Source organism: Stenotrophomonas sp. SMYL20, from assembly GCF_036320045.1.
Taxonomy (GTDB): domain Bacteria; phylum Pseudomonadota; class Gammaproteobacteria; order Xanthomonadales; family Xanthomonadaceae; genus Stenotrophomonas; species Stenotrophomonas maltophilia_A.
Genome location: NZ_JAWIRT010000022.1, coordinates 24,112 through 48,734, shown reverse-complemented (window position 1 = coordinate 48,734; position 24,623 = coordinate 24,112). Strand labels below are relative to the sequence as shown.

General features: G+C 68.1%; 25 protein-coding genes and 1 pseudogene. 16 read left to right on the top strand and 10 right to left on the bottom strand.

Annotation, left to right across the window (positions count from 1 at the left end; genetic code table 11):
* Positions 1–192 precede the first annotated feature (192 nt).
* From V3B48_RS16620 to V3B48_RS16595, 6 genes are all read left to right on the top strand, one after another.
* Complete coding sequence (locus V3B48_RS16620; RefSeq protein WP_329894094.1) at positions 193–1,941, top strand: glutamine--tRNA ligase/YqeY domain fusion protein; 1,749 nt, start codon at positions 193–195, stop codon at positions 1,939–1,941.
* Positions 1,942–1,984: 43 nt separating this feature from the next.
* Positions 1,985–2,638, top strand: coding sequence for a hypothetical protein (locus tag V3B48_RS16615; RefSeq protein ID WP_121504909.1), 654 nt, complete (start codon positions 1,985–1,987; stop codon positions 2,636–2,638).
* Between the two features lie 50 nt (positions 2,639–2,688).
* Positions 2,689–3,411, top strand: coding sequence for a DUF6348 family protein (locus V3B48_RS16610; protein WP_329894093.1), 723 nt, complete (start codon positions 2,689–2,691; stop codon positions 3,409–3,411).
* A 98-nt stretch (positions 3,412–3,509) separates the two neighbouring features.
* A complete protein-coding gene (locus V3B48_RS16605) occupies positions 3,510–4,070 on the top strand; it encodes a nucleoside deaminase (protein WP_004154307.1) in 561 nt (186 codons plus the stop codon).
* Positions 4,054–5,121, top strand: coding sequence for a 23S rRNA (cytidine(2498)-2'-O)-methyltransferase RlmM (gene rlmM / locus V3B48_RS16600; RefSeq protein ID WP_329894092.1), 1,068 nt, complete (start codon positions 4,054–4,056; stop codon positions 5,119–5,121). The genes V3B48_RS16605 and rlmM overlap by 17 nt, the downstream gene beginning before the upstream one ends.
* Positions 5,122–5,168: 47 nt before the next feature.
* The gene (locus V3B48_RS16595; protein WP_049398146.1) at positions 5,169–5,564 is read left to right on the top strand and encodes a hypothetical protein; all 396 of its coding nucleotides are present in this window, start codon (positions 5,169–5,171) and stop codon (positions 5,562–5,564) included.
* Between the two features lie 68 nt (positions 5,565–5,632).
* Here V3B48_RS16595 and V3B48_RS16590 read toward each other — a convergent pair whose 3' ends face one another.
* Both V3B48_RS16590 and ubiH read right to left on the bottom strand, forming a co-directional pair.
* Positions 5,633–6,814, bottom strand: coding sequence for a UbiH/UbiF family hydroxylase (locus tag V3B48_RS16590; RefSeq protein WP_329894091.1), 1,182 nt, complete (start codon positions 6,812–6,814; stop codon positions 5,633–5,635).
* Positions 6,811–8,019 carry a 2-octaprenyl-6-methoxyphenyl hydroxylase gene (ubiH, locus tag V3B48_RS16585; protein WP_329894090.1) on the bottom strand — a complete coding sequence of 403 codons (1,209 nt, stop codon included), beginning with the start codon at positions 8,017–8,019 and terminating at the stop codon, positions 6,811–6,813. Before ubiH ends, V3B48_RS16590 begins: the two co-directional genes overlap by 4 nt.
* Before the next feature lie 106 nt (positions 8,020–8,125).
* Here ubiH and V3B48_RS16580 point away from each other — a divergent pair, with 106 nt between their 5' ends.
* The 10 genes and pseudogenes from V3B48_RS16580 to V3B48_RS16535 all read left to right on the top strand — a co-directional run bounded on the left by V3B48_RS16580 (position 8,126) and on the right by V3B48_RS16535 (position 18,000).
* Positions 8,126–8,710: a hypothetical protein gene (locus V3B48_RS16580; protein ID WP_032129909.1), complete on the top strand. Its 585-nt coding sequence runs from the start codon at positions 8,126–8,128 to the stop codon at positions 8,708–8,710.
* A gap of 8 nt (positions 8,711–8,718) precedes the next feature.
* A complete protein-coding gene (locus tag V3B48_RS16575) occupies positions 8,719–9,273 on the top strand; it encodes a cob(I)yrinic acid a,c-diamide adenosyltransferase (RefSeq protein WP_049398143.1) in 555 nt (184 codons plus the stop codon).
* A 9-nt stretch (positions 9,274–9,282) separates the two neighbouring features.
* The gene (locus tag V3B48_RS16570) at positions 9,283–10,221 is read left to right on the top strand and encodes a histone deacetylase family protein (RefSeq protein WP_032129908.1); all 939 of its coding nucleotides are present in this window, start codon (positions 9,283–9,285) and stop codon (positions 10,219–10,221) included.
* Positions 10,222–10,310: 89 nt separating this feature from the next.
* Positions 10,311–12,791, top strand: a complete 2,481-nt coding sequence (lptD, locus tag V3B48_RS16565; RefSeq protein WP_080355245.1) for an LPS-assembly protein LptD — start codon at positions 10,311–10,313, stop codon at positions 12,789–12,791.
* A pseudogene (locus V3B48_RS16560) lies at positions 12,788–14,119 on the top strand (peptidylprolyl isomerase); the annotation flags it as partial. The gene lptD and the pseudogene V3B48_RS16560, both read left to right, overlap by 4 nt.
* A gap of 18 nt (positions 14,120–14,137) precedes the next feature.
* On the top strand, positions 14,138–15,118 hold the full coding sequence (gene pdxA / locus V3B48_RS16555) for a 4-hydroxythreonine-4-phosphate dehydrogenase PdxA (RefSeq protein ID WP_329894089.1): 981 nt from the start codon (positions 14,138–14,140) through the stop codon (positions 15,116–15,118).
* Complete coding sequence (gene rsmA, locus V3B48_RS16550) at positions 15,115–15,918, top strand: 16S rRNA (adenine(1518)-N(6)/adenine(1519)-N(6))-dimethyltransferase RsmA (protein ID WP_049398140.1); 804 nt, start codon at positions 15,115–15,117, stop codon at positions 15,916–15,918. The genes pdxA and rsmA overlap by 4 nt, the downstream gene beginning before the upstream one ends.
* Before the next feature lie 13 nt (positions 15,919–15,931).
* A complete protein-coding gene (apaG, locus tag V3B48_RS16545) occupies positions 15,932–16,315 on the top strand; it encodes a Co2+/Mg2+ efflux protein ApaG (protein ID WP_005412297.1) in 384 nt (127 codons plus the stop codon).
* Between the two features lie 15 nt (positions 16,316–16,330).
* Positions 16,331–17,356 (top strand): symmetrical bis(5'-nucleosyl)-tetraphosphatase, encoded by a 1,026-nt coding sequence (locus tag V3B48_RS16540; RefSeq protein WP_182267290.1) that lies wholly within the window; start codon positions 16,331–16,333, stop codon positions 17,354–17,356.
* Positions 17,353–18,000 (top strand): DUF1287 domain-containing protein, encoded by a 648-nt coding sequence (locus V3B48_RS16535; protein WP_197617136.1) that lies wholly within the window; start codon positions 17,353–17,355, stop codon positions 17,998–18,000. The genes V3B48_RS16540 and V3B48_RS16535 overlap by 4 nt, the downstream gene beginning before the upstream one ends.
* Before the next feature lie 89 nt (positions 18,001–18,089).
* Here V3B48_RS16535 and V3B48_RS16530 read toward each other — a convergent pair whose 3' ends face one another.
* From V3B48_RS16530 to V3B48_RS16495, 8 genes are all read right to left on the bottom strand, one after another.
* Positions 18,090–18,581: a dihydrofolate reductase gene (locus V3B48_RS16530; protein ID WP_285303309.1), complete on the bottom strand. Its 492-nt coding sequence runs from the start codon at positions 18,579–18,581 to the stop codon at positions 18,090–18,092.
* A gap of 13 nt (positions 18,582–18,594) precedes the next feature.
* Positions 18,595–19,158 carry a hypothetical protein gene (locus tag V3B48_RS16525; protein ID WP_329894088.1) on the bottom strand — a complete coding sequence of 188 codons (564 nt, stop codon included), beginning with the start codon at positions 19,156–19,158 and terminating at the stop codon, positions 18,595–18,597.
* Positions 19,155–19,949, bottom strand: coding sequence for a thymidylate synthase (locus V3B48_RS16520; RefSeq protein ID WP_182267288.1), 795 nt, complete (start codon positions 19,947–19,949; stop codon positions 19,155–19,157). The genes V3B48_RS16525 and V3B48_RS16520 overlap by 4 nt, the downstream gene beginning before the upstream one ends.
* On the bottom strand, positions 19,946–20,833 hold the full coding sequence (gene lgt / locus V3B48_RS16515) for a prolipoprotein diacylglyceryl transferase (protein WP_285303308.1): 888 nt from the start codon (positions 20,831–20,833) through the stop codon (positions 19,946–19,948). The genes V3B48_RS16520 and lgt overlap by 4 nt, the downstream gene beginning before the upstream one ends.
* Positions 20,834–20,884: 51 nt before the next feature.
* Complete coding sequence (locus tag V3B48_RS16510) at positions 20,885–21,379, bottom strand: TPM domain-containing protein (RefSeq protein ID WP_149908807.1); 495 nt, start codon at positions 21,377–21,379, stop codon at positions 20,885–20,887.
* Entirely contained in the window at positions 21,379–22,266 is an 888-nt protein-coding gene (locus V3B48_RS16505) for a TPM domain-containing protein (RefSeq protein WP_329894087.1), read from the bottom strand. Before V3B48_RS16505 ends, V3B48_RS16510 begins: the two co-directional genes overlap by 1 nt.
* Before the next feature lie 3 nt (positions 22,267–22,269).
* A complete protein-coding gene (locus V3B48_RS16500; RefSeq protein ID WP_032130538.1) occupies positions 22,270–22,890 on the bottom strand; it encodes a LemA family protein in 621 nt (206 codons plus the stop codon).
* Positions 22,891–23,439: 549 nt separating this feature from the next.
* Positions 23,440–24,600: an MFS transporter gene (locus V3B48_RS16495; RefSeq protein WP_032129923.1), complete on the bottom strand. Its 1,161-nt coding sequence runs from the start codon at positions 24,598–24,600 to the stop codon at positions 23,440–23,442.
* Positions 24,601–24,623: the final 23 nt, after the last annotated feature.

The window sequence follows — 24,623 nt, the reverse complement described above, 5'->3', positions numbered from 1 at the left end:
CCGGCCCCTCCCGGCCGGCGCCCCCCACGCCCAACGCGCGCGCCGAGCCACCGGCCCCCGCCCCGCGGCCGGCGCTTCCGGGAAGAGGGCCTGGTAGTGCCGGCCGCTGGCCGGCATCCCCACGCCCCACCGGGCAGCCCTGCCCGGTACGCGCTAGACTGTTGGTCTTTCTGCCTTTCTTTTCGCCGACTCATGTCCGAGCACACCCCCGCCAGCCCCGAGACCCCCGCCGACAGCCACGAAAAGCGCGATTTCATCCGCCAGATCGTGCGCGAGGACCTGGCCAGCGGAAAGCACCAGGCGATCAAGACCCGTTTCCCGCCGGAACCGAACGGCTACCTGCACATCGGCCATGCCAAGTCGATCTGCCTGAACTTCGGCATCGCCGGCGAGTTCAGCGGCGTCTGCAACCTGCGCTTCGATGACACCAACCCGGCCAAGGAAGACCCGGAATACGTGGCCGCGATCCAGGACGACGTGCGCTGGCTGGGCTTCAGCTGGAACGAACTGCGCCATGCTTCTGACTACTTCCAGACCTATTACCTGGCCGCCGAAAAGCTGATCGAACAGGGCAAGGCCTATGTCTGCGACCTGTCGGCCGAGGAAGTGCGCGCCTACCGCGGCACCCTGACCGAGCCGGGCCGCCCGTCGCCGTGGCGCGACCGCAGCGTCGAGGAAAACCTCGACCTGTTCCGCCGCATGCGCGCCGGTGAATTCCCGGATGGCGCGCGCACCCTGCGCGCGAAGATCGACATGGCCAGCGGCAACATCAACCTGCGCGATCCGGCGCTGTACCGCATCAAGCACGTCGAGCACCAGAACACCGGCAACGCGTGGCCGATCTACCCGATGTACGACTTCGCGCACGCGCTGGGCGACTCGATCGAGGGCATCACCCACTCGCTGTGCACGCTGGAATTCGAAGACCACCGCCCGCTGTACGACTGGTGCGTGGACAACGTCGATTTCGCCCATGACGACACGCTGACCCAGCCGCTGGTCGACGCCGGCCTGCCGCGCGAAGCCGCCAAGCCGCGCCAGATCGAGTTCTCGCGCCTGAACATCAATTACACGGTGATGAGCAAGCGCAAGCTGATGGCGCTGGTTACCGAGCAGCTGGTGGACGGCTGGGAAGACCCGCGCATGCCGACCCTGCAGGGCCTGCGTCGCCGTGGCTACACCCCGGCCGCGATGCGCCTGTTCGCCGAGCGCGTGGGCATCAGCAAGCAGAATTCGCTGATCGACTTCAGCGTGCTGGAAGGCGCGCTGCGCGAAGACCTGGACAGCGCCGCGCCGCGCCGCATGGCCGTGGTCGACCCGGTCAAGCTGGTGCTGACCAACCTCCCGGAAGGCCACGAAGAACAGCTGACCTTCAGCAACCACCCGAAGCACGAGAGCTTCGGCAGCCGCGAAGTGCCGTTCGCACGCGAAGTGTGGATCGACCGCGAGGACTTCGCCGAAGTGCCGCCGAAGGGCTGGAAGCGCTTGGTCCCGGGTGGCGAAGTGCGCCTGCGCGGTGCCGGCATCATCCGCTGCGATGAAGTGATCAAGGATGCCGACGGCACCATCACCGAGCTGCGTGGCTGGCTGGATCCGGAATCGCGTCCGGGCATGGAAGGCGCCAACCGCAAGGTCAAGGGCACCATCCACTGGGTCAGCGCCGTGCATGGCGTGCCGGCCGAGATCCGCCTGTACGACCGCCTGTTCTCGGTGCCGAACCCCGACGACGAATCTGAAGGCAAGACCTATCGTGATTACCTCAATCCGGAATCGCGCCGCACTGTCACCGGCTATGTCGAGCCGGCCGCGGCCAGCGCCGCGCCGGAGCAGTCGTTCCAGTTCGAACGTACCGGCTACTTCGTCGCCGACCGCCGCGACCACACCGAAGCCAAGCCGGTGTTCAACCGCAGCGTGACCCTGCGCGACACCTGGTCGGCCTGAGGACCTGCGCGGGCGCCAGCACGGCGCCCGCATGACTCCGACGATGATCACCGCCCTCTCCGTCCTGTTCTGGTTCATCTCGCAGCATCCGCTGCTGACGTTCTTTTCGGCGATGGTGCTGGCCGGGCTGGTCTCGTGGTGGCGGCGCTTTCCAGGCTACGCCATCGTGGTGTTCCCGCTGGCGATGCTCAACATCTTCCTCGGCCACTTCCTCAACGCCGCCTTCCTCAACGTGGTGGGCGAGCGTGGTGAAGCGGTGATCGTGAAGTCCGAGCGCACCAGTTCGACGATGAACGAGCAGTACATCTGGCGCTACGAAGGGGTGCTGCGCACCGCCGAGGGCCGCGACGTGGAAGTGGTGTTCCACACCAACACCGCTTCGCTGTGGCCGCTGGAAAACGCCATCCGTATCCCGGCGCGCGACCAGCCGTTCGTGGTCAAGTACACGCCGGGCTTCCCACGCAACTTCGTCATCCTCACCAATGAATCCCCGCACGGCGTCGCCCAGGCCCGGGCCAGCGCGCGCGAGCGGGTGGAAGTGGCGGCGCGCAAGCTGCACTTCAGCCCGGGCAATGCCGATTTCCGCGCGGACTATCGCCGCGAGCTGGAAACCTGGCTGCGCGACCACGGCAACGATCCGCAGCAGCAGTCCGACGCGCAGCGATATCGCGCCGAACTTGACGCGCTCGACCGCTAGATCCCCAGGCCTTGCCTGGATGTTCCACCCCATCCATCCACAGGCCTGACATGACCACGACCTCCACCGACCTCCTCCCGCTGCTGCAGCAGGTCCTGCAGGAGGCCGGCATCGCCGGCCACGTCGACGGCGACGCGCTGCTGCTGGACAGCGGCCTGCGCCTGACCCCGCATGCGATGGCCGCGCACGCGCGCGACAACGGCGGCTGGCAGACATCCACCGTCATCGAGGCCCAGCATCCGGTGTTGTTCGCCGATGGCCTGTTCGAGTACCAGCACGCCAACGGTGCCGATGAGCAGGCGTCGCTGCTGTCCGGCTTCCAGGCCTGGGTGCGGGTAGACCTGGCGACCCTGCAGACCGCGATCGGCGCCGAAGACGCACAGGGCCTGCCGATGATGGGCCTGACCTATCCGGCCGGCGATGACGGCGAGGAACACGAGCGCACCGTGGTACTGGGGCCGCTGGCGCACTACCGCGCACAGGAGGTGGATGCCTCCACCTGCAGCGAGGACGACCACGGTTCCTGCCCCTGCTGCCTGTTCACCCGCAGCATGGAGGCCTTCGATGAGCTGCTGAAAGCCCGCCAGTTCCTCGCCATCCGCCTGTTCGCCTCGCGCGATGCCGACGGCCTGTGCGAAGCCGACTGCCGGGTCAACGGCCACGACTTCGCCGCCGCCCTGCCCCTGCTGCGCGCCTATGCCGCCAGCTGGCCGCAGGCCGGGCTGGAGTTCCGCAAGCAGTACGTGGTGATCCGCACCGGCTCGCCGGGCTGACCCACCGCCACACCCGATACAGGCCGGTGCGGCTACACTGCGCGCCGGTTTCCCAAGCAACCGCACCTTCTTCCATCCCATTACGAGGCACCCCCGCGATGCTGTACGCGCAAGTCCACCTGACCCTTCCCGCCTGGATCCACGACCAGATCGACCTGGATCGTCGATATCCGGGCGATGAGGCCAAGGTCGCGCTGGCGATCGAGCTGTCGCGGCTGAACGTCGAGCACGCCAGTGGCGGCCCGTTCGGCGCGGTGGTGTTCGGCCCGGATGACAAGGTCATCGCCGCCGGCGTGAACCGGGTGATGCCGCACGCGACCTCGCTGGCGCACGCCGAGAACATGGCCTACATGCTGGCCCAGCAGCGCCTGCAGACCCCGCGCCTGAACGCAGTGCTGTCGCCGGTCACCCTGGCTACCAGTTCGCAGCCGTGCTGCCAGTGCTACGGCGCCACCGTGTGGGCCGGCATCGACCGCCTGCTGATCGGTGCCAACTCGGCCGACGTCGAAGAGCTGACCCCGTTCGACGAAGGCCCGCTGCCGGCCGACTGGGTGGGTGAACTCAACAAGCGCGGCATCGAAGTGGTGCAGGGCCTGAACCGCGACGCCGCACGCAGCGTGCTGCGCGCCTATGGGGAAAGCGATGGCGCCCGTTACTGAGGCCGGCATCGGCCTGCTGTGCCTGTGCCGGCAGGGCTTCGAGCCCGAGCTGGCCGGCGAACTGCAGTTCCGCGCCGGTGAAGCCGGTTTCGCCGGTTATGCGCGCACCCAGCGCAATGATGGCTATGTGCTTTTCATGTGCGACGAAGCTGCGGCACTGGCGCCGCGCCTGCGCTGGCGCGAACTGATCTTCGCGCGGCAGAAGCTGGTGGTGCTGGCCGAGCTGCCGCAGCTGGACCCGGCCGACCGCATCACCCCGATGCTGGAGGTGCTGGCCGATGCGCCGCGCTTCGGCGACCTGTGGGTGGAACATCCCGATTCGGACGCCGGCAAGCCGCTGTCCGGGCTGGCCCGTGCCTTCGGCAATGCGCTGCGCCCGGCGCTGCGCAAGGCCGGCAAGCTCACCGACAAGCCGAACGACCGCCTGCCGCGCCTGCACGTGGTGTTCGTCGACGGCACCCACGCCTTCGTCTGCGTGGCCGACCCGGCCGACAGCGCGCCGTGGGCATTGGGCATCCCGCGATTGAAGCTGCTGCCCGAAGCGCCGTCGCGTTCGGCGCTGAAGCTGGACGAAGCCCTGCTGACCTTGCTGACGCCGGAAGAACGCGAAGCGCTGGCCAAGCCCGGCATGCGCGCGGCCGACCTCGGCGCTGCACCGGGTGGCTGGACCTGGGTCCTGACCCGCCAGCACATGCACGTGCTGAGCATCGACAACGGGCCGCTGCGCCAGCACGTGCTGGACACCGGCCTAGTCGAGCACCTGCGCGCCGATGGCTTCCACTGGCACCCGGAACAGCCGCTGGACTGGATGGTCTGCGACATGGTCGAGCAGCCGCGGCGCGTGGCCGAACGCATGGCCACCTGGTTCCGCGAAGGCTGGTGCAGGCACGCGATCTTCAATCTGAAGCTGCCGATGAAGAAGCGCTGGGACGAAACCCGCTTGTGCCTGGACCTGTTCCAGGAGCAGGCCGGCAAGCCGCTGGTGGTACGTGCCAAGCAGCTCTATCACGACCGTGAGGAGATCACGGTACTGGCCTCGCCGCTGCGCTGAGGAACATGCCCGCCGGGCATGGCCCGGCGCTACCGAGGAAGGGAACCATGCGATACCACCCGCTCGCCATGCTGATCACCGTGCTGGCAGCCGCACCGGCCATTGCCCAGCAGCTGCCGCACACCCCTGCACAGAGCCAGCCACTGGGCCCGACCGGCGGCGCGATCCGCCAGCAACCGCTGGATGCCGGCCGGGTCAGCGGCAGCGTCGAGATTGCACGGCCGGCCGGCGAGGCACAGGTGACCGTGCGTTCGCTGGAACCGAGCAGCGTGGTCGGCCAGTACCGCATCCACTTCGCCGCGCTGGATGTGAACGGTGATGGCTTCATCAGCCGCGAGGAAGCGCAGGCCAATCCGGCGCTGGCCGATGAGTTCAATGCGTTGGACGTGAAGCGTCGCGGCAAGCTGGATCGTGCCGACCTGGCTGGTTGGCTGGTTGATTGAAAAAGGGGACGGAGGGGATTAAGTCGTATGTGCACATACGACTTAATCCCCTCCGTCCCCTTTTTGCATCAGACCCCGGCGGCGCGCTTCCAGAACGCCTGCACCAGCGGCGGCCATTTGCCGACGCAGCCCAGTGCGCGGCCGCGGGCCAGGGTCAGGTGCATCTCGTCGTTGGAGAACAGCCGATTGATCGCATCGAAACTGTGGGCGGCGATGTGGTTGTCGCTGCGCCGTTCTCGTGCCCAGCGCTGCAGGCGCTGCGGCGACAGCCGCGGCTGGCCGCGGCGTTCGGCCGACGGCGCCAGCCACTGCTGCAGGGCGGCGACATCGCGCAGGCCCAGGTTCACGCCCTGCCCGGCCAGCGGATGCACCACATGCGCAGCATCACCCAGCGCCAGCACGCGGCCAGCCACGTAGTGACGGGCCAGCTGGCGACGCAGCGGGAAGGCCGCACGCGGTGACGCCAATCGCAGTTCGCCCAGGCGCGCAGCGAAGGCGCGGGTCAGTTCGCGGTTGAAGGCGTCCTCGTCCAGGGCCAGTACGCGAGCCGCTTCATCCTCGGGCAGGGTCCAGACGATCGAACTGCGGCGCTCGGCCACCGGCAGCAGCGCCAGCGGCCCGGTCGGCAGGAAGCGCTGCCAGGCCGTGGCCTGGTTGGGAAGATCGCTGTCCACATAGGCCACCACGCCACGCTGGTGATAGTCATGCTTTTCAACCTCGATCCCGGCCAGCTGGCGCAGGGTTGACTCGGCGCCATCGGCCGCCACTGCCAGCGCCGCTTCCAGGCGACGACCGTCGTCCAGGCGCAGGCGCACGCCGTCATCATCCTGTTCCAGCGCCTCCACCCGTGCCGGGCAGTGCAGCTGCACGCCCGCCGCCGGCAGCGCCGCCCACAGGCGATCCTGCAGCAGGCCGTTCTCGACGATGTAGCCCAGCTCACGACGGCCGAAGCGATCGGCGTCGAACAACAGATCCTCGCCACCGGCCGCATCCCACACCTGCATGCGCCGGTAAGGCCAGGCGCGGGCCTGCGCGATCGCCGGCCACACACCCAGGCGGTTCAACAGCTGCACGTTGTCGGCGGCGAAGGCGAACACCCGCAGGTCCGGCTGTGCGGCCTGCCACGGTGCCGGTTCGCGGCCTTCCACCAGCGCAACCGACAGGCCGGCATCGGCCAGCGCCAGCGCACACGCGGCACCGACCACGCCACCACCAACGATGGCCACATCAAGACGCGTGCGCCGGCTCATGCGGCTTCTCCGCGGCACAGGCGCGGCACGTCACCACGGAAGCCCATCGCACCACCAACCAGCATCGACTGCACCGACGCGCGCTGTGCGGCCACCAGGCCGAGGCTGCGCAGCGGCCGCATCAGCGGTGCCGGGTTGCTGGTCAATCGTGCCAGCCCACCGGAGAACGCCACCGTCTGCCGGCGATCTTCCTCGCGACGCGCGACGTAGGCCTTCAGCAGTGCATCACTGCCGGCATCCTCATGCGCATCCTCCAGCAGTTCGGCCAGGGTCAGCGCATCGCGAAGGCCCAGGTTGAAGCCCTGTGCGCCCAGCGGATGGATGGTCTGCGCGGCATTGCCGAGCAGCACCGTGCGCTCACCGGCCAGCGCGCGCGCCAGCACCTGGATGAGCGGGTAGGCGCTGCGCGGGCCGGACTCGAGCAGGCGGCCGGCACGCCAGCCGATCGCGCTCTGCAGGCGTTGCAGCCAGGCCACATCGTCCAACGCCATCACCGCATCGGCCTGGTCGCGCGCTACGCCGTGCACGGTGCCGAAGTGACGATCGCCACGCGGCAGCAGGGCGGTTGGGCCGGTATCGGTGAAGCGTTCCCAGGCGGTGCCATCCGGCGCGCGCTGGCTGCGCACGCGGGCCACGAACAGGGTCTGCTGGAAATCATGGCGGTCGACTTCGATGCCCAGCGCGCCACGCACGCCGCTGGTGGTGCCATCGGCCCCCACCACCAACCGTGCCAGCAGCACGCGTTCGCCAGCCTCGTCAGCCACCCGTACCTGGCGGTAACCATCGACCACCTCACCCAGCCCCACGAACCGCATCGGCCGGTAACGGCGCAGGCGAGGCAGTTCCTGCAGGCGCGCTTCCAGCGCCAGGCCGAAATCGCGCGCGACCACCACCTGGCCGAACCACGGCCGATCGTAATCGGCCGCTTCGAGCTGCACACGGCCGAAATCACCGGCACGACTGACATGGATGCGCCGGATCGGGCCCGGTGCCATCGCCAGCTTCTGCATCACCCCCAGCGCGGTCAGCGCATTGACGGTGGCAGCGGCGAAACTGAGATTGCGCTGGTCGAACACCGCAGGCAGCTCGCCGGCCGGGCTGGCCTCAAGCAGGCCCACGTCGCGGCCCAGGCGGTCCAGGGCGATGGCCAGGCTGGCACCCACCAGGCCACCACCGACAATCAGCACGTCATGTCGTTCACTCATGTGTTCATGATACGCGCTCGCCCCGACTGTACGCCGAACGGGCGGCACCTGCGCCAACCTGCGCGGCGGGCTAGAATGAAACCTGAATCCGCTCCGGGCCCCCACCATGTCCGATACCGCCAACCGCGCCTTCGTCCTGTCCGTACTCGTACTGCTGCTGGCGGCGACCCGGGTCAATCACTTCGCGGCCATTCCGGATGCCTCCTGGGCCGTGTTCTTCATCGGTGGCTTCTACCTGGCCCGCTGGACGCGCTGGGCGTTCCCGCTGCTGATGGTGTTCGCGGTGCTGGTGGACTGGATCGTGATCCGCAGCAGCGGTCTGGATTTCTGGCAGCACTACTGCGTGTCGCCGGGCTACTGGCTGCTGCTGCCTGCCTACTTCTCTTTGTGGGCCGGCGGCATGCTGCTGGGCCGCAACTACCAGAGCGCGCGCTGGCCGGTACTGGCCAAGGGCGCACTGCTGCTGGTCGCTTCGGTGGCGGTCTGCCACCTGCTGGCACAGGGCGGTTTCTACTGGAGCAGCCGCAACGTGGGCGAGCCGACCCTGGCCGGCTGGGCACAGAACTACGCGCAGTGGTTCGGGCCCTACCTGCGCACCACGGCGATCTATGTGGCGCTGGCCGCCGCCCTGCAGCTGGCCGTGGAGCAGGTGCTGAAGCTCCAGCAGGCCCGCCGCGACATCCGCCACTGAGCCGCGCCATGGGTCATCGCCTCTCGCGCATCTACACCCGCACCGGCGACGACGGCAGTACCGGCCTTGGCGACGGCCAGCGCGTAGCCAAGGATGACGCACGCGTGGCGTCCTTCGGCACCGTCGACGAGGCCAATGCCGCGCTCGGCCTGCTGCTGGCCGCGCCCCTGCCCGAGGATGTGCGCGCGCTGGTGGTGCATCTGCAGCACCAGTTGTTCGACCTGGGCGCCGAGCTGTGCATTCCCGGCCATGCCGCGATCCACGCCGCCGACGTCTCGGCGCTGGAACAGCAGCTGGACCATTACAACGCCGACCTGCCGATGCTGAAGGAATTCATCCTGCCGGCCGGCGGCGAAGCCGCCGCGCGCTGCCATCTGGCCCGCACCATCGTCCGCCGCGCCGAGCGCGAGACGGTCACCCTGGCCCGCCACGAGGCCGTGCGCAGCGAGGCGCTGCAGTATCTCAACCGGCTGTCGGACCTGCTGTTCGTGCTGGCCCGGGTGCTGGCCCGTGCTGATGGCCACGGCGAAGCGCTGTGGCAACCACAGCAGCGCCAGCGCTGAGTCGGCACGATGCTGGTCTATACCCACCCGTCCTGCCTGCTGCATGACCCCGGCCCCGGCCATCCGGAGTGCCCGCAGCGCCTGCAGTACGTACTCGACGCACTGCACGCCGCCTTCCCTGATCAGCTGGACTGGCGCGAGGCGCCGCCGGCCAAGTTCGGCGAACTGACCCGGGTCCACGACAGCGCCCTGCTCGACTTCGTGCTGCAGCCGCAGACCGCGCCGCTGCGCCAGCTGGACATGGACACCTGGACCTCGCCCGGCTCGGCCAGCGCCGCCGTGCACGCCGCCGGTGCCGGCGTGGCCGCGGTCGATGCGGTCATGCTGGGCGAGGATCCGCTGGCCTTCTGCGCGGTACGCCCGCCGGGCCACCACGCCACCAGCAGCACGGCGATGGGCTTCTGCCTGCTGAACAACATCGCCATCGCCGCCGCCTATGCCCGCGACCGCCACGGACTGGAGCGTATCGCGGTGGTCGACTTCGACGTCCACCACGGCAATGGCACCCAGGACATCTTCCAGCACGATGCCCGGGTCTCCTACTACAGCACCCACCAGGCCGGGCTGTTCCCCAATTCCGGCCTGCGCCGCGACCGCGGTGCCGGCAACCTGATGAACATCCTGTTGCCACCGGGCAGCGGCGGCTTCCGCTTCCGCAACGTCTGGGCCGACGAGATGCTGCCAGCCATCGACGACTTCCGTCCGCAGCTGCTGCTGATCTCCGCCGGCTTCGACGCCCACCTGCGCGACCCGCAGGCGGACCTGATGCTGGAGACCGACGATTTCGCCTGGATCACCCGTGAACTGCATGCGCTGGCACGCCGTCACGCCGCCGGCCGGGTGGTCTCGATGCTGGAGGGCGGCTACGACCTGCAGGCCCTGGCCGAGTGCAGCGTGGCCCATGTCCAGGCCCTGATCACCCCCTCTGCGGGTGCCTCCGCCGGATGAACCCGAACCGGCAGGCTCCGGCGCCCTTCATTGCCCCTATGCAAGGGATGGGGCAAGCTACCGTCCGTTTTCGCCCGAATCCGAACCGCGTGCGCCGAGCCCTCCGCCTGCTTCCCCTGCCTCTGAGCATCGCCATCAGCCTGCCGGCGATGGCCGATGATAAGCCGCTCAACTGGGGCCTGTGCCCGGCCACCGACGTCATTCCCGCGTTCACCGACGCCCCCACCCCGGTCCCGGCCCAGGACAAGGCTGCTGCCGCGGCCGCCCGCGAGAACCAGCCGACCGACATCGAAGGCGACCAGCTGCTGGGCACCACCACGGTGCCGCAGTACGAGGGCAACGTGGCGCTGCGCCGGGGTGACCAGTTCGTCGGTACCGACAAGCTCAGCTTCGACACCGAGACCGGCAACTACATCGCCGACGGCAATGTCCGCTACCAGGACGGGTCGATCCGGATGGTCGCCAAGCGCGCCGAAGGCAACCAGGAAAGCGACACCCACAAGATCTCCGACATCAAGTACCAGCTGGTGTCGCGCCGGGGCAACGGTGATGCCGAGTCGGTCGACCTGCAGGGCGCGGTCGGCCAGATGCACCGCTCCACCTACACCACCTGCGACCCGTCGCAGCCGGTATGGAAGCTGTCGGCGCCGCAGATCGAAGTGGACAACGACGAAGGCTTCGGCACGGCCCGCAACGCCGTGCTGCGCATCGGCAAGGTGCCGGTGCTGTGGGCGCCCTACTTCAAGTTCCCGATCGATGACCGCCGCAAGACCGGCCTGCTGTTCCCGCAGCTGGGCATGTCCGGGCGCAATGGCTTCGATTATGCGCAGCCGATCTATTTCAACCTGGCGCCGAACTACGACGACACCCTGACCCCGCGCTACATGAGCCGGCGCGGCCTGCTGCTCGACAACGAGTTCCGCTACCTCTACAACGGCGGCCGTGGCGAGGTGCTGACCAGCTACATGCCCAACGACAAGCTGCGCGACCGCGACCGCGGCCGGGTGATGTTCGACGGCTACCACAACGTGAACAGCCACTGGCAGGCCCGCGCCAACCTGGCCTGGGTGAGCGACGAACGCTATGTCGAGGACTTCGCCAACCGCCTGGTGGGGGTGACCGCCTCCAACCTGCAGAGCACCATCGGCCTGTACGGCACCGGCCAGAACTGGACGGCCGGCATCATGGCCGACCGCTGGCAGCTGACCGACTACACCCTCGACGAGCGCGCCCTGCCCTACAACCGCGAGCCACGCCTGTTCTTCAACTGGAACAAGCCGGTGCTGCCGTGGCTGGAAACCGGCATCTACACCGAAGCGGTGCGCTTCACCCACGACGACGTCAACTTCAAGTACGACGCCAGTGCCGGCACCGACCTGCAGTACACCCGCAACGGGCAGGTGCAGCGGATGTTCGGTGGCTCGCGCCTGGACGTGAAGCCCTACGTGTCGTTCCCGATCAGTGGCGCAGCCTGGTACGTAACCCCGACCCTGGCCTACCGCTACACCGCCTATGACCTGGATCGCGGCCTGGCCGACAGCGTCCGCCGTACCGTGCTCACCTCCCAGGGCATCGATCCGAACACCGCCACGCCCGAGCAGCTGCGCGGCAATACCTCGCCCAGCCGCAGCCTGCCGATCGGCAGCCTCGATGCCGGCCTGTTCTTCGACCGCGAGACCACCATCCGCGGCAAGTCGTTCCTGCACACCCTGGAGCCGCGCCTGTTCTACCTGCGCACGCCCTACCGCAACCAGGACGAGCTGCCGATCTTCGACACCCGTGACTTCACCTTCAGCTGGGGCCAGCTGTTCCGCGACTCGCGCTATACCGGCGCCGACCGCCAGAACGATGCCAACCAGCTGACCCTGGCACTGGGCACCCGCTTCATCGACCAGACCACCGGCAAGGAACGCTTCTCGGCCGCGATCGGCCAGATCCAGTACTTCGACGAATCGCGGGTGAGCACCACGCCGGGCGGCGCGCCGGTGGAGAAGGGCAAGTCGGCGTGGATCGCCGACGGCAACTACATGATCAACGACCGCTGGACCCTGGGCGCCACCTACCAGTGGGACCCGAAGTACAAGCGCGAGGATCTGGCCAGCGTCCGCGCCCGTTATCTGATGCCCAACGATGGCGTGATCAACCTCAGCTACCGCTACCGCATCAATGCCGGCGCCCCGGCAACCGCCAACAAGCATGACCGGACCCTGCTGGAGCAGGCCGACCTGTCGTTCCTGTACCCGCTGAATGCGCGCTGGAGCCTGGTGGGCCGGTATTACTACTCGCTGCAGGACAAGGAACCGCTGGAGATCATCGCCGGCGTGCAGTGGGACAGCTGCTGCCTGGCCGTGCGTGCAGTGGCCCGCCGCTACGTGCGCAACCGCGAAGGCGACATGAACAATTCCATCCAGCTGGAGTTCGTCCTCAAGGGCCTCAGCTCCATCGGCCAGGACACGGACCGTACGCTGCGCCGTGCTATCCTCGGCTACAACCGCGACGACCTCTATCTCGTGCCGCCCAGCAACACCGGGGCGACCCGGGATGACTACGATCCGAATCAGATCCCATGACCAAGCGCTTCCCCGTTCTTCTCGCCTCCCTGCTGGCGGTGTCCAGCGTGTCCGCCCCCCTGCAGGTGCTCGCGCAGGAGGCGCAGCCGTTGGACCGCATCGCCGCCGTCGTCGACGAGGACGTGATCCTGCAGAGCGAGCTCCAGCGTGCGATCGCCAACATCAAGGCGCAGTACGCCGGCCGTGAAAACCAGCTGCCGCCGGAAGACGTACTCAGCCGCCAGGTGCTCGAGCGCCTGGTGCTGGTCAAGCTGCAGGTGGCCCGCGCCCAGGGCAGCGGCATCCGCGTCAGCGACCAGGAGCTGAACCAGGCGATGAATGCCATCGCCCAGCAGAACGGCTCGAACCTGGATGCACTGCGCCAGCGCCTGGCCCACGACGGCATCGACTTCAACGATTTCCGCGCTTCGGTGCGCGATGAAATCACCGTGCAGCGCCTGCGCCAGAGCTTCGCGCAGAGCCGCATCAGCGTCAGCGAGGGCGAAGTCGACGCCGCCCTGAAGCAGCAGGCCACGGTTGGCAACCAGTACCACCTGGCGCACATCCTGATCGCCCTGCCCGACGGCTCCAACGCCGACCAGATCGCCACCGGCCAGAAGAAGGCCGAAGGCGTGAAGGCCCTGCTGGACAAGGGTGAGCTGGACTTCAACGCCGCCGCCGTGCGTTATTCGGACAGCCCCAACGCGCTGGAAGGCGGCGACCTGGGCTGGCGCAGCCTGGACGAAATTCCGCAGGCCTTCGCGCAGATGATGGAAAAGATGAAGCCCGGCGAAGTGGTCGGCCCGATCCGCGGCCCCAGCGGCTTCCAGCTGCTGAAGCTGGTGGAAGTGCGTGATGCCAGCGCCGCCAGCGGTGGCGAGCACACGGTCACCGAGTACCACGGCCGCCACATCCTGGTGCGCGTGGACGATCACCAGACCGACGCTGCCGCCAAGGCCAAGATCGATACCCTGCGTGCCCGCATCGCCGGTGGCGCGGACTTCGAGACCGTGGCCAAGGAGTCCTCCGAGGACAACAACAGCAAGGGCCAGGGCGGCGATCTGGGCTGGTTCCCGGCCGACGCGTTCGGTCCGGCGTTCGGCCAGCAGGTGTCCGGCATCCAGGACGGTGGCGTCAGCCAGCCGTTCCGCACCGATGCCGGCTGGCACATCGTGCAGCGCGTGGGCACCCGCCAGACCGACGTGACCACTGACAACCAGCGTGCCCAGGTCCGCGAGACCATCGGCCGCCGCAAGCTGGAAGACGAGTACAACCGCTTCCTGCAGGAACTGCGTGGCGAAGCCTACGTCAGCTTCCGCAGCGGCGACCGCGCGGAAAACACGGCCACGCCGCCGCAGTCCTGACCGATGCGCCCCGAGCTCGCTCTGGTACCGGGCGAGCCCGCCGGGATCGGCCCGGAGCTGTGTGTCCGCCTCGTACAGCAGCCGCGTGAAGATTGCCGGCTGCTGGCCTTCGCCGACCCGGATACCCTGCGCGCGGCCGCGGCCGCGCTGAACCTGCCCCTGCAGCTGTTGCCCGAGGACGCCGAAGCACGCGTCCGCGGCGATCTGCGTGTGCGCGTGGTGGCCAATGCCGTGCCCAGCCACTTCGGCCAGGCCAATCCGGCCAATGCCGGCGCCGTCATCGGCGCCCTGCTCGGTGCCGGCCAGGCGTGCCTGTCCGGCGAACTGCACGGCGTAGTCACCGGCCCGGTGCACAAGGCGGTCATCAACGAAGGCGGCATCGCCTACAGCGGCACCACCGAACTGCTGGCCGACCAGGCCGGGGTGAAGGTGGTGATGATGCTGGCCAACCACATCGTGCGCGTGGCCCTGGCCACCACCCACCTGCCACTGCGCGAGGTGGCCGACGCGATCACCGCGCCCGGCCTGGAACACACCCTGCGCACCGTGCACGCTGCGCTGCGCCGCGAATTCGGCCTGCCCGCGCCACGCATCGCCGTGCTCGGCCTGAACCCGCATGCCGGTGAAGACGGTCATCTGGGCCGCGAGGAACTGGACCTGGTCATCCCGCTGCTGCAGCGCCTGCGCGCGGAGGGCATGGACCTGATCGGGCCGCTGCCGGCCGATACCGCCTTCCTGCCGGCCAAGCTGGCAGGCTTCGACACCGTGCTGGCGATGTACCACGACCAGGGCCTGCCGGTGCTGAAGTATTCGGGCTTCGAGCAGGCGGTGAACCTGACCCTGGGTCTGCCCTACCCGCGCGTGGCGGTGGACCATGGCACCGCGCTGGACCTTGCCGGCCGCGGCATTGCCGATCCTTCCAGCCTGCAGGCGGCAACGACGTTGTGTGCGCAGCTTGCGCGGCAACGTACACTGAGCGCATGAATTCCCCGCATTCCCCCTCCGGCCCGGTGTTCACCGCCCCGGCCAAGAAGCAGCTTGGCCAGCATTTCCTGGCCGACCGCCACTACATCGACAAGATCGTGATGGCGGTCAACCCGAAAGACGGTGACCGCCTGGTCGAGATCGGCCCCGGCCAGGGCGCGATCACCCTGCCGCTGCTGCGCGTGCATCCGAAACTGACGGTGATCGAGTTCGACCGCGACCTGATCGCGCCGCTGACCGCCGCCGCCGAGCCGCTGGGCGAGCTGACCATCGTCCACCGCGACGTGCTGCGCGTGGACTTCACCGAGCTGGCTGCCGGCCAGCCGATCCGCCTGGTCGGCAACCTGCCCTACAACATCTCCTCGCCGATCCTGTTCCATGCACTGGAACATGCGGCGGTGATCCGCGACATGCACTTCATGCTGCAGAAGGAAGTGGTCGACCGCATGGCCGCCGGCCCCGGCAGCAAGGTGTACGGCCGGCTCAGCGTGATGCTGCAGGCCTACTGCCAGGTGACCTCGCTGTTCGTGGTGCCGCCGGGCGCGTTCCGGCCGCCGCCGAAGGTCGATTCGGCCGTGGTGCGGCTGGTGCCGCGTGACCCGGCCACGATCAACATCCACGACCACAAGCGTTTCGCCGAGGTGGTCAAGGCCGCCTTCGGGCAGCGCCGCAAGACCCTGCGCAACGCCCTGAACAACGTGGTGTCCGCTGAACAGTTCGTTGCCGCCGGCGTGCGTCCCGATGCCCGCGCCGAACAGCTGGACGTGGCCGAATTCATCGCTTTGGCCAATGCCTCCTGATTACACTGCCGGTATGGAAGACGCTGACGTTTATGCCATCTCCGTCGAAGTCGCACCGCGCTTCCTCGACGATCAATCCGCGCCGGAAGACGGGCGCTATGCGTTCGCCTACACGATCCGCATCCACAACCAGGGGCGTGTTGCCGCGCGCCTGGTCGCACGCCACTGGCGCATCACCGATGCCAACGGCCGCGTCGAGCACGTCGATGGTGACGGGGTGATCGGCGAGCAGCCGCGCCTGCGTCCCGGTGAAGACTTCCATTACACGTCCGGTGTCATGCTGGGGACCGATCACGGGACCATGCAGGGCCACTACGACATGGTCGCCGACGACGGCACCGAATTTGCCGCGCCGGTCGCACCTTTCGTGCTGGCCATCCCGCGTACCCTGCACTGACACGGAGGCCGAACGATGAGTGTGTGGGCGATCGGCGACCTGCAGGGCTGCTATGACGTCACCCAGCGACTGCTGGAGAAGATCCGTTTCGACCCGGCGCAGGACACCCTGTGGTTCTGCGGCGACCTGGTCAACCGCGGTGGCCAGTCACTGGAAACGCTGCGGCTGGTGCATTCGCTGCGCGAGCACAGCGTGGTGGTGCTGGGCAACCATGACCTTTCGCTGCTGGCCGTCGGTGCGCGCACCGAAGAGGAACAGCGCAAGGTCAACCCGGACCTGCTGCGCATCGTGCAGGCCGAGGACCGCGACGAACTGCTGGATTGGCTGCGCCTGCAGAAGCTGGTGCACGTGGACCGCGAGCTGGGCTGGATGATGGTGCACGCCGGCCTGGCGCCGAAGTGGACCACGCAGATGGCCGAGAAGCATGCAGCCGAAGTCGAGGTACAGCTGCACGGCGCCGGCTACCGCAAGCTGTTCCGCAACATGTACGGCGACAAGCCGAGCTGGGCACCGAACCTGTCCGGCTACGACCGCTCGCGCGCGATCATCAACGTGCTCACCCGCATGCGCTACTGCACCCCGCGCGGGCGTATCGGCATCGAGGACAAGGGCACGCCGGGCACCCAGGAACAGGGGCTGTATCCCTGGTTCGAAGTGCCGGGCCGGGTCGAGCGTGACCTCAAGGTCGTCTGCGGCCACTGGTCGGCGCTGGGCCTGACCATCACCCAGGGCGTGCACGCCATCGACACCGGCGCGGTCTGGGGCGGCAAGCTGACCGCGATCCAGCTCGATACCGATGAACTGCGCGTGGTGCAGGTGCCAGGCCGCGATGTACCGGCACCCGTGCCCAACGCCCGCCCGCCAGCGCGCCCGGCGCACGAGCGCCCGGCTGCACCGGCGCAGGGCAAGGAACAGGGCGGCGGCAATGCTCCGGCCACCAACCCGGGCAACCGCGGCCCGCGCCGTCGTCGTCGCCGTGGTGGCGCTGGTGGTGGTGGCTCCGGCGGTCCCAACAACAACAGCACCCCGCCGCAGGCATGACGCGGCACGGCTGGGCACCATGGACGGTGCTGCTGCTGACGCTGGCCCTGGCCAGCGGCTGCCAGCCCGGCTCGCCGACTGCTCCAACGGCTGCGGACAGCGCTGAACGCACACCGACGCCACCACAGGCGCCTTCGCCGCCACTGGTGGCTGCGGCGCGCGCGCAGATCGGCGTCACCACCCGCTACGACCCTGCCTATCAAGTGCTGGCCTATCCCGGCGGAGACGTGCCACTGGATCGCGGCGTGTGCACCGATGTGGTGGTGCGCGCCCTGCGCAGCCAGGGCATGGACCTGCAGGCACGCGTGCATGAAGACATGCGCGGCAACTTCAGTGCCTATCCGGCGATCTGGGGCCTGTCACGGCCGGACCGCAACATCGATCATCGTCGTGTACCGAACCTGATGCGCTGGTTCGAACGGCAGGGCTGGCAGCAACCGATCACCGCCCTCGCCACCGACTATGCGGCCGGTGACATCGTTGCCTGGAAGCTCAACGGCAACGGCCTGCTGCATGTGGGCATCGTCTCCGACCGGCAGCTGGCCGATGGCACGCCGCTGGTGCTGCACAACATCGCGCGCGGCACGCGGGAAGAGAACCTGTTGTTCCAGCACACGATCATCGGGCATTACCGAATGCCGTAGGCAATCCTGTAGAGCCGAGCCATGCTCGGCTACGGGATGTGTCCGGCAACAGCAGCCGAGCATGGCTCGGCTCTACAGATGCGCAGCGATCAGCGGCGCACGTAGTGCACGAAGCGGAACGCGTACGCGTGACGTTCGTCGGCCGGGTGCGGCTCGCTGCTCACTTCCCGCCAGTCCTGCACGTCCACTTCGGGGAAATGGGTATCGGCGGGGACTTCGGCATCCACCCAGGTCAGGTACAGGTCACTGGCCTGCTCCAGCAGCTGGTGGAAGATCTCGCCGCCGCCGATGATGCACAGCTCGCTGGCGCCCTCGCCTTCGGCAATCAACTTCGCTTCGTCCAGCGACGCCACCGCACGCATGCCCTCGAATGGCACCTGGCCGCTGCGGGTCAGCACCAGGTTGGTCCGCCCCGGCAGCACGCGGCCGATCGACTCGGCGGTCTTGCGCCCCATCAGGATCGGCTTGCCCAGGGTGAGCGCCTTGAAATGCTTGAAATCATCCGGCAGGTGCCAGGGCATGGCATTGCCCTGGCCGATGCCACGGTTGCGGTCCAGCGCCACGATCATCGACAGCTTCATTGCTACCACCTCCTCAGCTGGCGTCGATCTGCAGGCGTTCGCAGGCAGCGTTTGCGGCACTGGCGGCCTGCAACGCCGCAGCCAGCGCAGGGCTGGACGTGGTCTGCTCATCCAGGCCAGCGAGGATCTTCTGCTTCTGCGCCTCTTCGATCTCCTTCAGGCCCGGTCCCGACAGGATCTCTGCCGACAGCGCAGCGATATCGTCGCTGGCCCCGCGCGCCAGGAACGCTTTCAGCTGGTCGTTGGAATAGACGGTGGCCAGACCCTGTTCAAGCTCACGCTGATACGCCGGGTTCTCGACGCCCGCCTTCAGGTGCTCGGTCATCGCCGTGTACATGCCGGTTACCGCCTCACGCATCTGCGCCCGGCAGCCTTCCGGAACATCCTGGGGCAGCATCGTGCTGCCGTTGAATGCTCCGGCGAACGCCTGCACTTCCTCGCGCATGTGCTTGTGCACGATCTGCTCATTGACCTGCCTGGCCAACGACAGCGCATCGGCCGGTCCGGCCTGCACCATGGCCAGCGGCAGCAGGCCGCACAGCGCCAGCAGGCCCCTGGAAATCAGGCGGGTACTCATACCGCCACCGGCGCCTTGATGGCCGGATGCGGATCGTAGCCGTCGATGCGGATGTCGTCGAACTGGAAGCCGAACAGGTCGGTCACCTCCGGGTTCAACCACAGCGTCGGCAGCGCGCGCGGTTCACGCGACAGCTGCTCGCGCGCTTGCTCGAAGTGGTTCGAATACAGGTGCGCATCGCCCAGCGTGTGCACGAAGTCACCCACGCCCAGGCCGGTGGCCTGCGCCACCATGTGAGTCAGCAGCGCGTAGCTGGCAATGTTGAACGGCACGCCGAGGAAGATGTCGCCGCTGCGCTGGTAGAGCTGGCAGCTGAGCTTGCCATCCACCACGTAGAACTGGAACAGATTGTGGCACGGCATCAGCGCCATCTGCGAGAGCTCGCCCACGTTCCAGGCGCTGACCACCAGCCGGCGCGAGTCGGGGTTGCGCTTGATCTCGTCCACCAGCCATTGCATCTGGTCGATCTCGCCGCCATCGGCGGTAGCCCAGCTACGCCACTGCTTGCCGTAGACCGGGCCGAGGTCGCCGTTCTCGTCGGCCCACTCGTCCCAGATCCGCACCTGGTTGTCCTTCAGGTAGCCGATGTTGGTGTCGCCCTTCAGGAACCACAGCAGCTCGTGGATGATCGAGCGCAGGTGCAGTTTCTTGGTGGTGACCAGCGGGAAGCCTTCGTTGAGGTCGAAGCGCATCTGCCAGCCAAACACGCTGCGGGTGCCGGTGCCGGTGCGATCGCTCTTCTCGGCGCCGTGTTCCAGCACGTGCGAGAGCAGGTCCAGGTAAGCCTTCATGCCTTGCCCTCGGCAGCTACCGGCGGCTGCGGCTGCAGTACCGGCGCGCGGCGCGACATCACCAGCAGCACCAGGCCGAAGGCGATCAGCGGCAGGCTGAGGATCTGGCCACGGGTCAGCCAATCGAAGGCCACGTAGACGCCGTTGTCGGGCATGCGCACAAACTCCACCGCGAAGCGGAACAGGCCGTACATCAGCGCGAACAGGCCACCGACCAGGTAGCGATGACGCGGCTTGGCCGACACCGTCCACAGCACCACGAACATCACCAGCCCTTCCAGGAACGCTTCATACAGCTGGGAGGGATGGCGGGCGAACTGATTCAGCGCGCCGGTGGCGAACTGCGCCTGCAGCGTCGCATGGTCCAGCTGGTTCAGCGGGGCCGGCAGGCCGGACGGGAACACCACGCCCCAGCTACCGTCGGTGTACTTGCCCCACAGCTCGGCACCGATGAAATTGCCAATACGGCCGAAGCCCAGGCCCAGCGGCACCAGCGGCGCCATGAAGTCCATGGTGTCGAAGAAATGCAGCTTGTGCTTGCGCGACCACCACCAGCAGGCGGCAATCACGCCCAGCAGGCCGCCGTGGAAACTCATGCCGCCATCCCACACCTTGAACAGCAGCAGCGGGTTGTGCAGGAAATCGCCCAGCGCGTAGAACAGCATGTAGCCGATGCGCCCGCCCAGCACCACGCCGAGCATGGCGTAGAACAGCAGGTCGGAGAAGCCGTTGGCATCGACACCCGGCAGGCGCCCGTCAGCGATGCGCTTGCGGCCCAGCAGCCAGGCCGCAGTGAAGCCGAGCAGGTACATGATGCCGTACCAGTGCACCTTGATCGGCCCCAGCGAGAGGGCGATGGGGTCGATGTCGTGGAAATAGATCATGGAAGGTGCCTTACGGTTGAACGCCTATTCTCGGGCCAGTGCCGCCCCGGCTCAACCAAGGAGCTGGGGCGAGTTCGGCAACGCGTCATCGTTCGACCGCGTCGAGGCCGGAAAGTGCCCTTCGATCAGGCTGGAGACCTCGTCGATGGCATCCTGCAGCGCTTCCACCGGATGGGAACCACGCAGGCCCTCGCGCAGGTGGGTGCAGACCCGCTGCCACTGTGCCGGGCTGACCCGGCCGTGCAGGCCCCGGTCGGCAACGATCTCGATCGCGTGATCGGCCAGCAGCAGGTAGATCAGTACACCGTTGTTGTGGGTGGTATCCCAGGTGCGCAGGCGGGCAAAGGCATGCTCGGCGGCCTGGCGCGGGGTCACCCTGTGCCACAGCGCCCCCAGCGGCAGGTCCGCTTCCACCGCGAACATCACCTGCCCACCGTGGCGCTGCTCACCGGCCGCGATGGCCTCGGTGATCGCCTGCAATGTGGCGGGCGGGAATGCGCGCCGTACCGACGGCGAAAACACGTGCCGACATAGACGTTGGATCATCACCAGCCCCCCGAAGCACCGCCACCACCGGAGCGGCCACCACCGCCACCCCAGCCGCCACCACCACCAAATCCACCGCCCCCACCGAAGCCGCCTCCGCCGCCCCAGCTGCCACCGCCCCAGCCGCCGCCACCGGCAAAGCGGCCCGGATGACCGGAGAGCATGGCCACGATCAGCCCTACGACGCCTGCCAGGCCACTGGCCAGCAGCGTGGACGTGAACAGGAACGCCGCCAGCGCCGCACCGGCACCGCCGAGCAGGCCGCGCAGCGGGCGCGGCACGCGCGAGAACACGCCGCGCAGGATGCTGCCGGCGAACACACCGATGAACAACGCCAGCAACCAGGTATCGCCGCCACCGCCAGGCTCCCGCCCGCGATGGCCACTGACCGGTGCAGGCAGCGTTTCGCCGTCGATCAGCTTGACCAGCACCGCCGTGGCGTCGGTGATACCACCGGCGTAGTCGCCGCTGCGGAAGCGCGGCACCAGGTATTCCTGGATGACCCGGTTGGCGATGGCATCGGGAATGGCGCCTTCCAGACCGTAGCCCGGCTCGATGCGCACGCGCCGGTCGTCCTTGGCCACCACCAGCAGCACCCCGTCATCCACGCCCTTGCGGCCGATCTGCCACTGGTCGAAGACCCGCGTGGTGTACTGCGCGATGTCCTCCGGCTGGGTGGTCGGCACCACCAGCACCTGCAGCTGGCTGCCCTTGCGCTGCTGCAGTTCGATCGCCTGCTGCACCAGCGCCTGCTTCTGCGTGGCGTCCAGCGTGCCGGTGGTATCGACCACCGGCGAATCCAGCGCAGGAACCGGCGCCAGCTGCTGCGCATGCGAGGCCAGCGGCAGCCACAGCAGCAGGGCCAGCAGCGCAGAGGCCAGGCGCATCGATCAGGTCCCCGGCTGCGGTGCCGGCTGCTGCTGCGGCGCGTTGCCGAAATCGACCGCCGGCGCGTTGGAGATCTGCGCTTCGTTGTCCACGGTGAAGTTCGGCTTGGTCTTGTAGCCGAAGATCTTGGCGGTGATCACCTGCGGGAACGAGCGGATGTAGGTGTTGTAGTCCTGCACCTGCTGGATGTAACGGCCGCGGGCGACGGTGACCCGGTTCTCGGTACCTTCCAGCTGCGCCTGCAGGTCGCGGAAGTTCTGGTTCGACTTCAGCTCCGGGTAGTTCTCGGTGACCACCAGCAGCCGCGACAGCGCGCTGCCAAGTTCGCCCTGGGCCTGCTGGAACTGCTTGAGCGAGGCTTCGTCGTCGGCATTGACGTTGATCTGGCCGACACGCGAACGGGCGTTGGTCACTTCAGTCAGCACGCGCTCTTCCTGGCTGGCGAAGCCCTTCACGGTCTGCACCAGGTTGGGCACCAGGTCGGCGCGGCGCTTGTACTGGTTGATGACCTCCGACCAGCTGGCCTTGACCGCTTCATCCTTCTGCTGGATGGCGTTGTAGCCGCAGCCGGAGAGCAGGGAGGCCAACAGCATCAGGGGCAGGACACGGGTGAACAGGCGCATGGCGGAGGTTCCGGGTGGGCTTGGCGCCGAGCATGCCATGGTTCGGGTGAAAGACCGGCCATCGGGCGCCGCCCCCTCCGCGGTGGTTGTTTGCTGGTTCTCTGGGGGTGGCCGGGGGGGGGGGGGGGGGGGGGGGGGGGGGGGGGGGGGGGGGGGGGCGGGGCCCCGCCCCCCCCCCCCCCGGGGCGCCCCCCGCCCCCCCCCCCCCCCCCCCCCCCCCCCGGCCACGGACAATTTCCTGCGCACCGCGGGAAGATCACAAAGAAAAAAACAAAAGCAAAAGCCGGTTCTTCAGGCATTCGTGTCGACCAAGGTCGACACCTACCAAAGCAGAACGACGTTCCGACAGACCGCGGAAAACTGTCGAAGGCGGGGTGGGTCCGATTGCGGGGGTGTCCGCGGCATGGATGCCGCGGCCAAGCCTCCATGGACGGATTCACGGCGTCCCCCGCAACCGGACCCACCCCGCCAACCCACGGAATGCAGGCTTTTGCTGTTGCTGTTGCTTCGGCGGGTGCAGGGCGCAGCCCTGCCGGAACCCCACATCACTCAGCAAGCCTCGGCCACCGCAGTGCGCGGACGCCCCAGCCACGCCAGCAGCAACCCCGAGGCCGCCAGCAGGCCACCGGCCACCGGAATCGCGGCGTAGCCCAGGCCCGAACTGATCACCGCACCGCCCAGCGCCGCACCCACGGCATTGCCCAGGTTGAACGCACCGACGTTGATCGACGACGCCAGTCCCGGCGCCTCGCTGGCCGCCTGCATCACCCGGATCTGCAACGGCGGCACGATGGCGAAAGTCGCCGCACCGAACAGCAGCACGCCCAGCGCCGCCGTGGCGTGATTCATGAAGGCCAGCGGCAGCACGAACATCAACACGGCCAGGACCGCCAGCAGGATGCGGGTGGCACCATCCAGCGACCAGTCGGCCATGCGCCCACCGATGCCGTTGCCGAAGGTGAAGCCGATACCGATCAGCGCCAGCGACATCGCGATGAAGGCGTTGGAGGCACCGGTCAGTTCGGTCAGCACCGGTGCCACGTAGGTATAGAGGGTGAACATCGCGCCGGCGCCAAGCACGGTGGTAGCCATCGCCAGCAGCACCTGCGGCTGCAGGATCGCTCTCAGTTCGCGGCGCACGTCCGGGCGCGGCCCCGGAGCGGATGCCGGCAGCGCGAGGCCGAGCGCGGTGATCGCGACCAGGCCCAGCACCGCAGTACCGGCGAAGGACAGACGCCAGCCCAGCTGCTGGCCCACCCAGGTGGCCAGCGGCACACCGCCGATGTTGGCGATGGTCAGGCCCATGAACATGGTGGCCACGGCGGCAGCCTGCTTGTCCTTCGGCACCAGGCTGGCGGCAACCACCGCACCGATGCCGAAGAAGGCACCGTGATTGAGGCTGGTGACCAGACGCGACAGCAACAGCAGGCCGTAGTTCGGGGCCAGTGCCGAGAGCAGGTTGCCGACCACGAAGATCGACATCAGCAGCATCAGCGCGGTGCGCTTGCCAAACCGTCCCATCAGCAGGGTCATCACCGGCGCGCCCAGCATCACGCCCACGGCATAGGCGGTGATCAGCATGCCGGCGGTGGGAATGTTCACGCCGACGCCGTCGGCAATGACGGGCAGCAGGCCCATCGGCGCGAATTCAGTGGTGCCGATGGCGAAGGCGCCGACGGCAAGGGCCAACAAGGCGGCTCTGGAGTTCATGGGGTCATCCTGCGTGGGGCAGG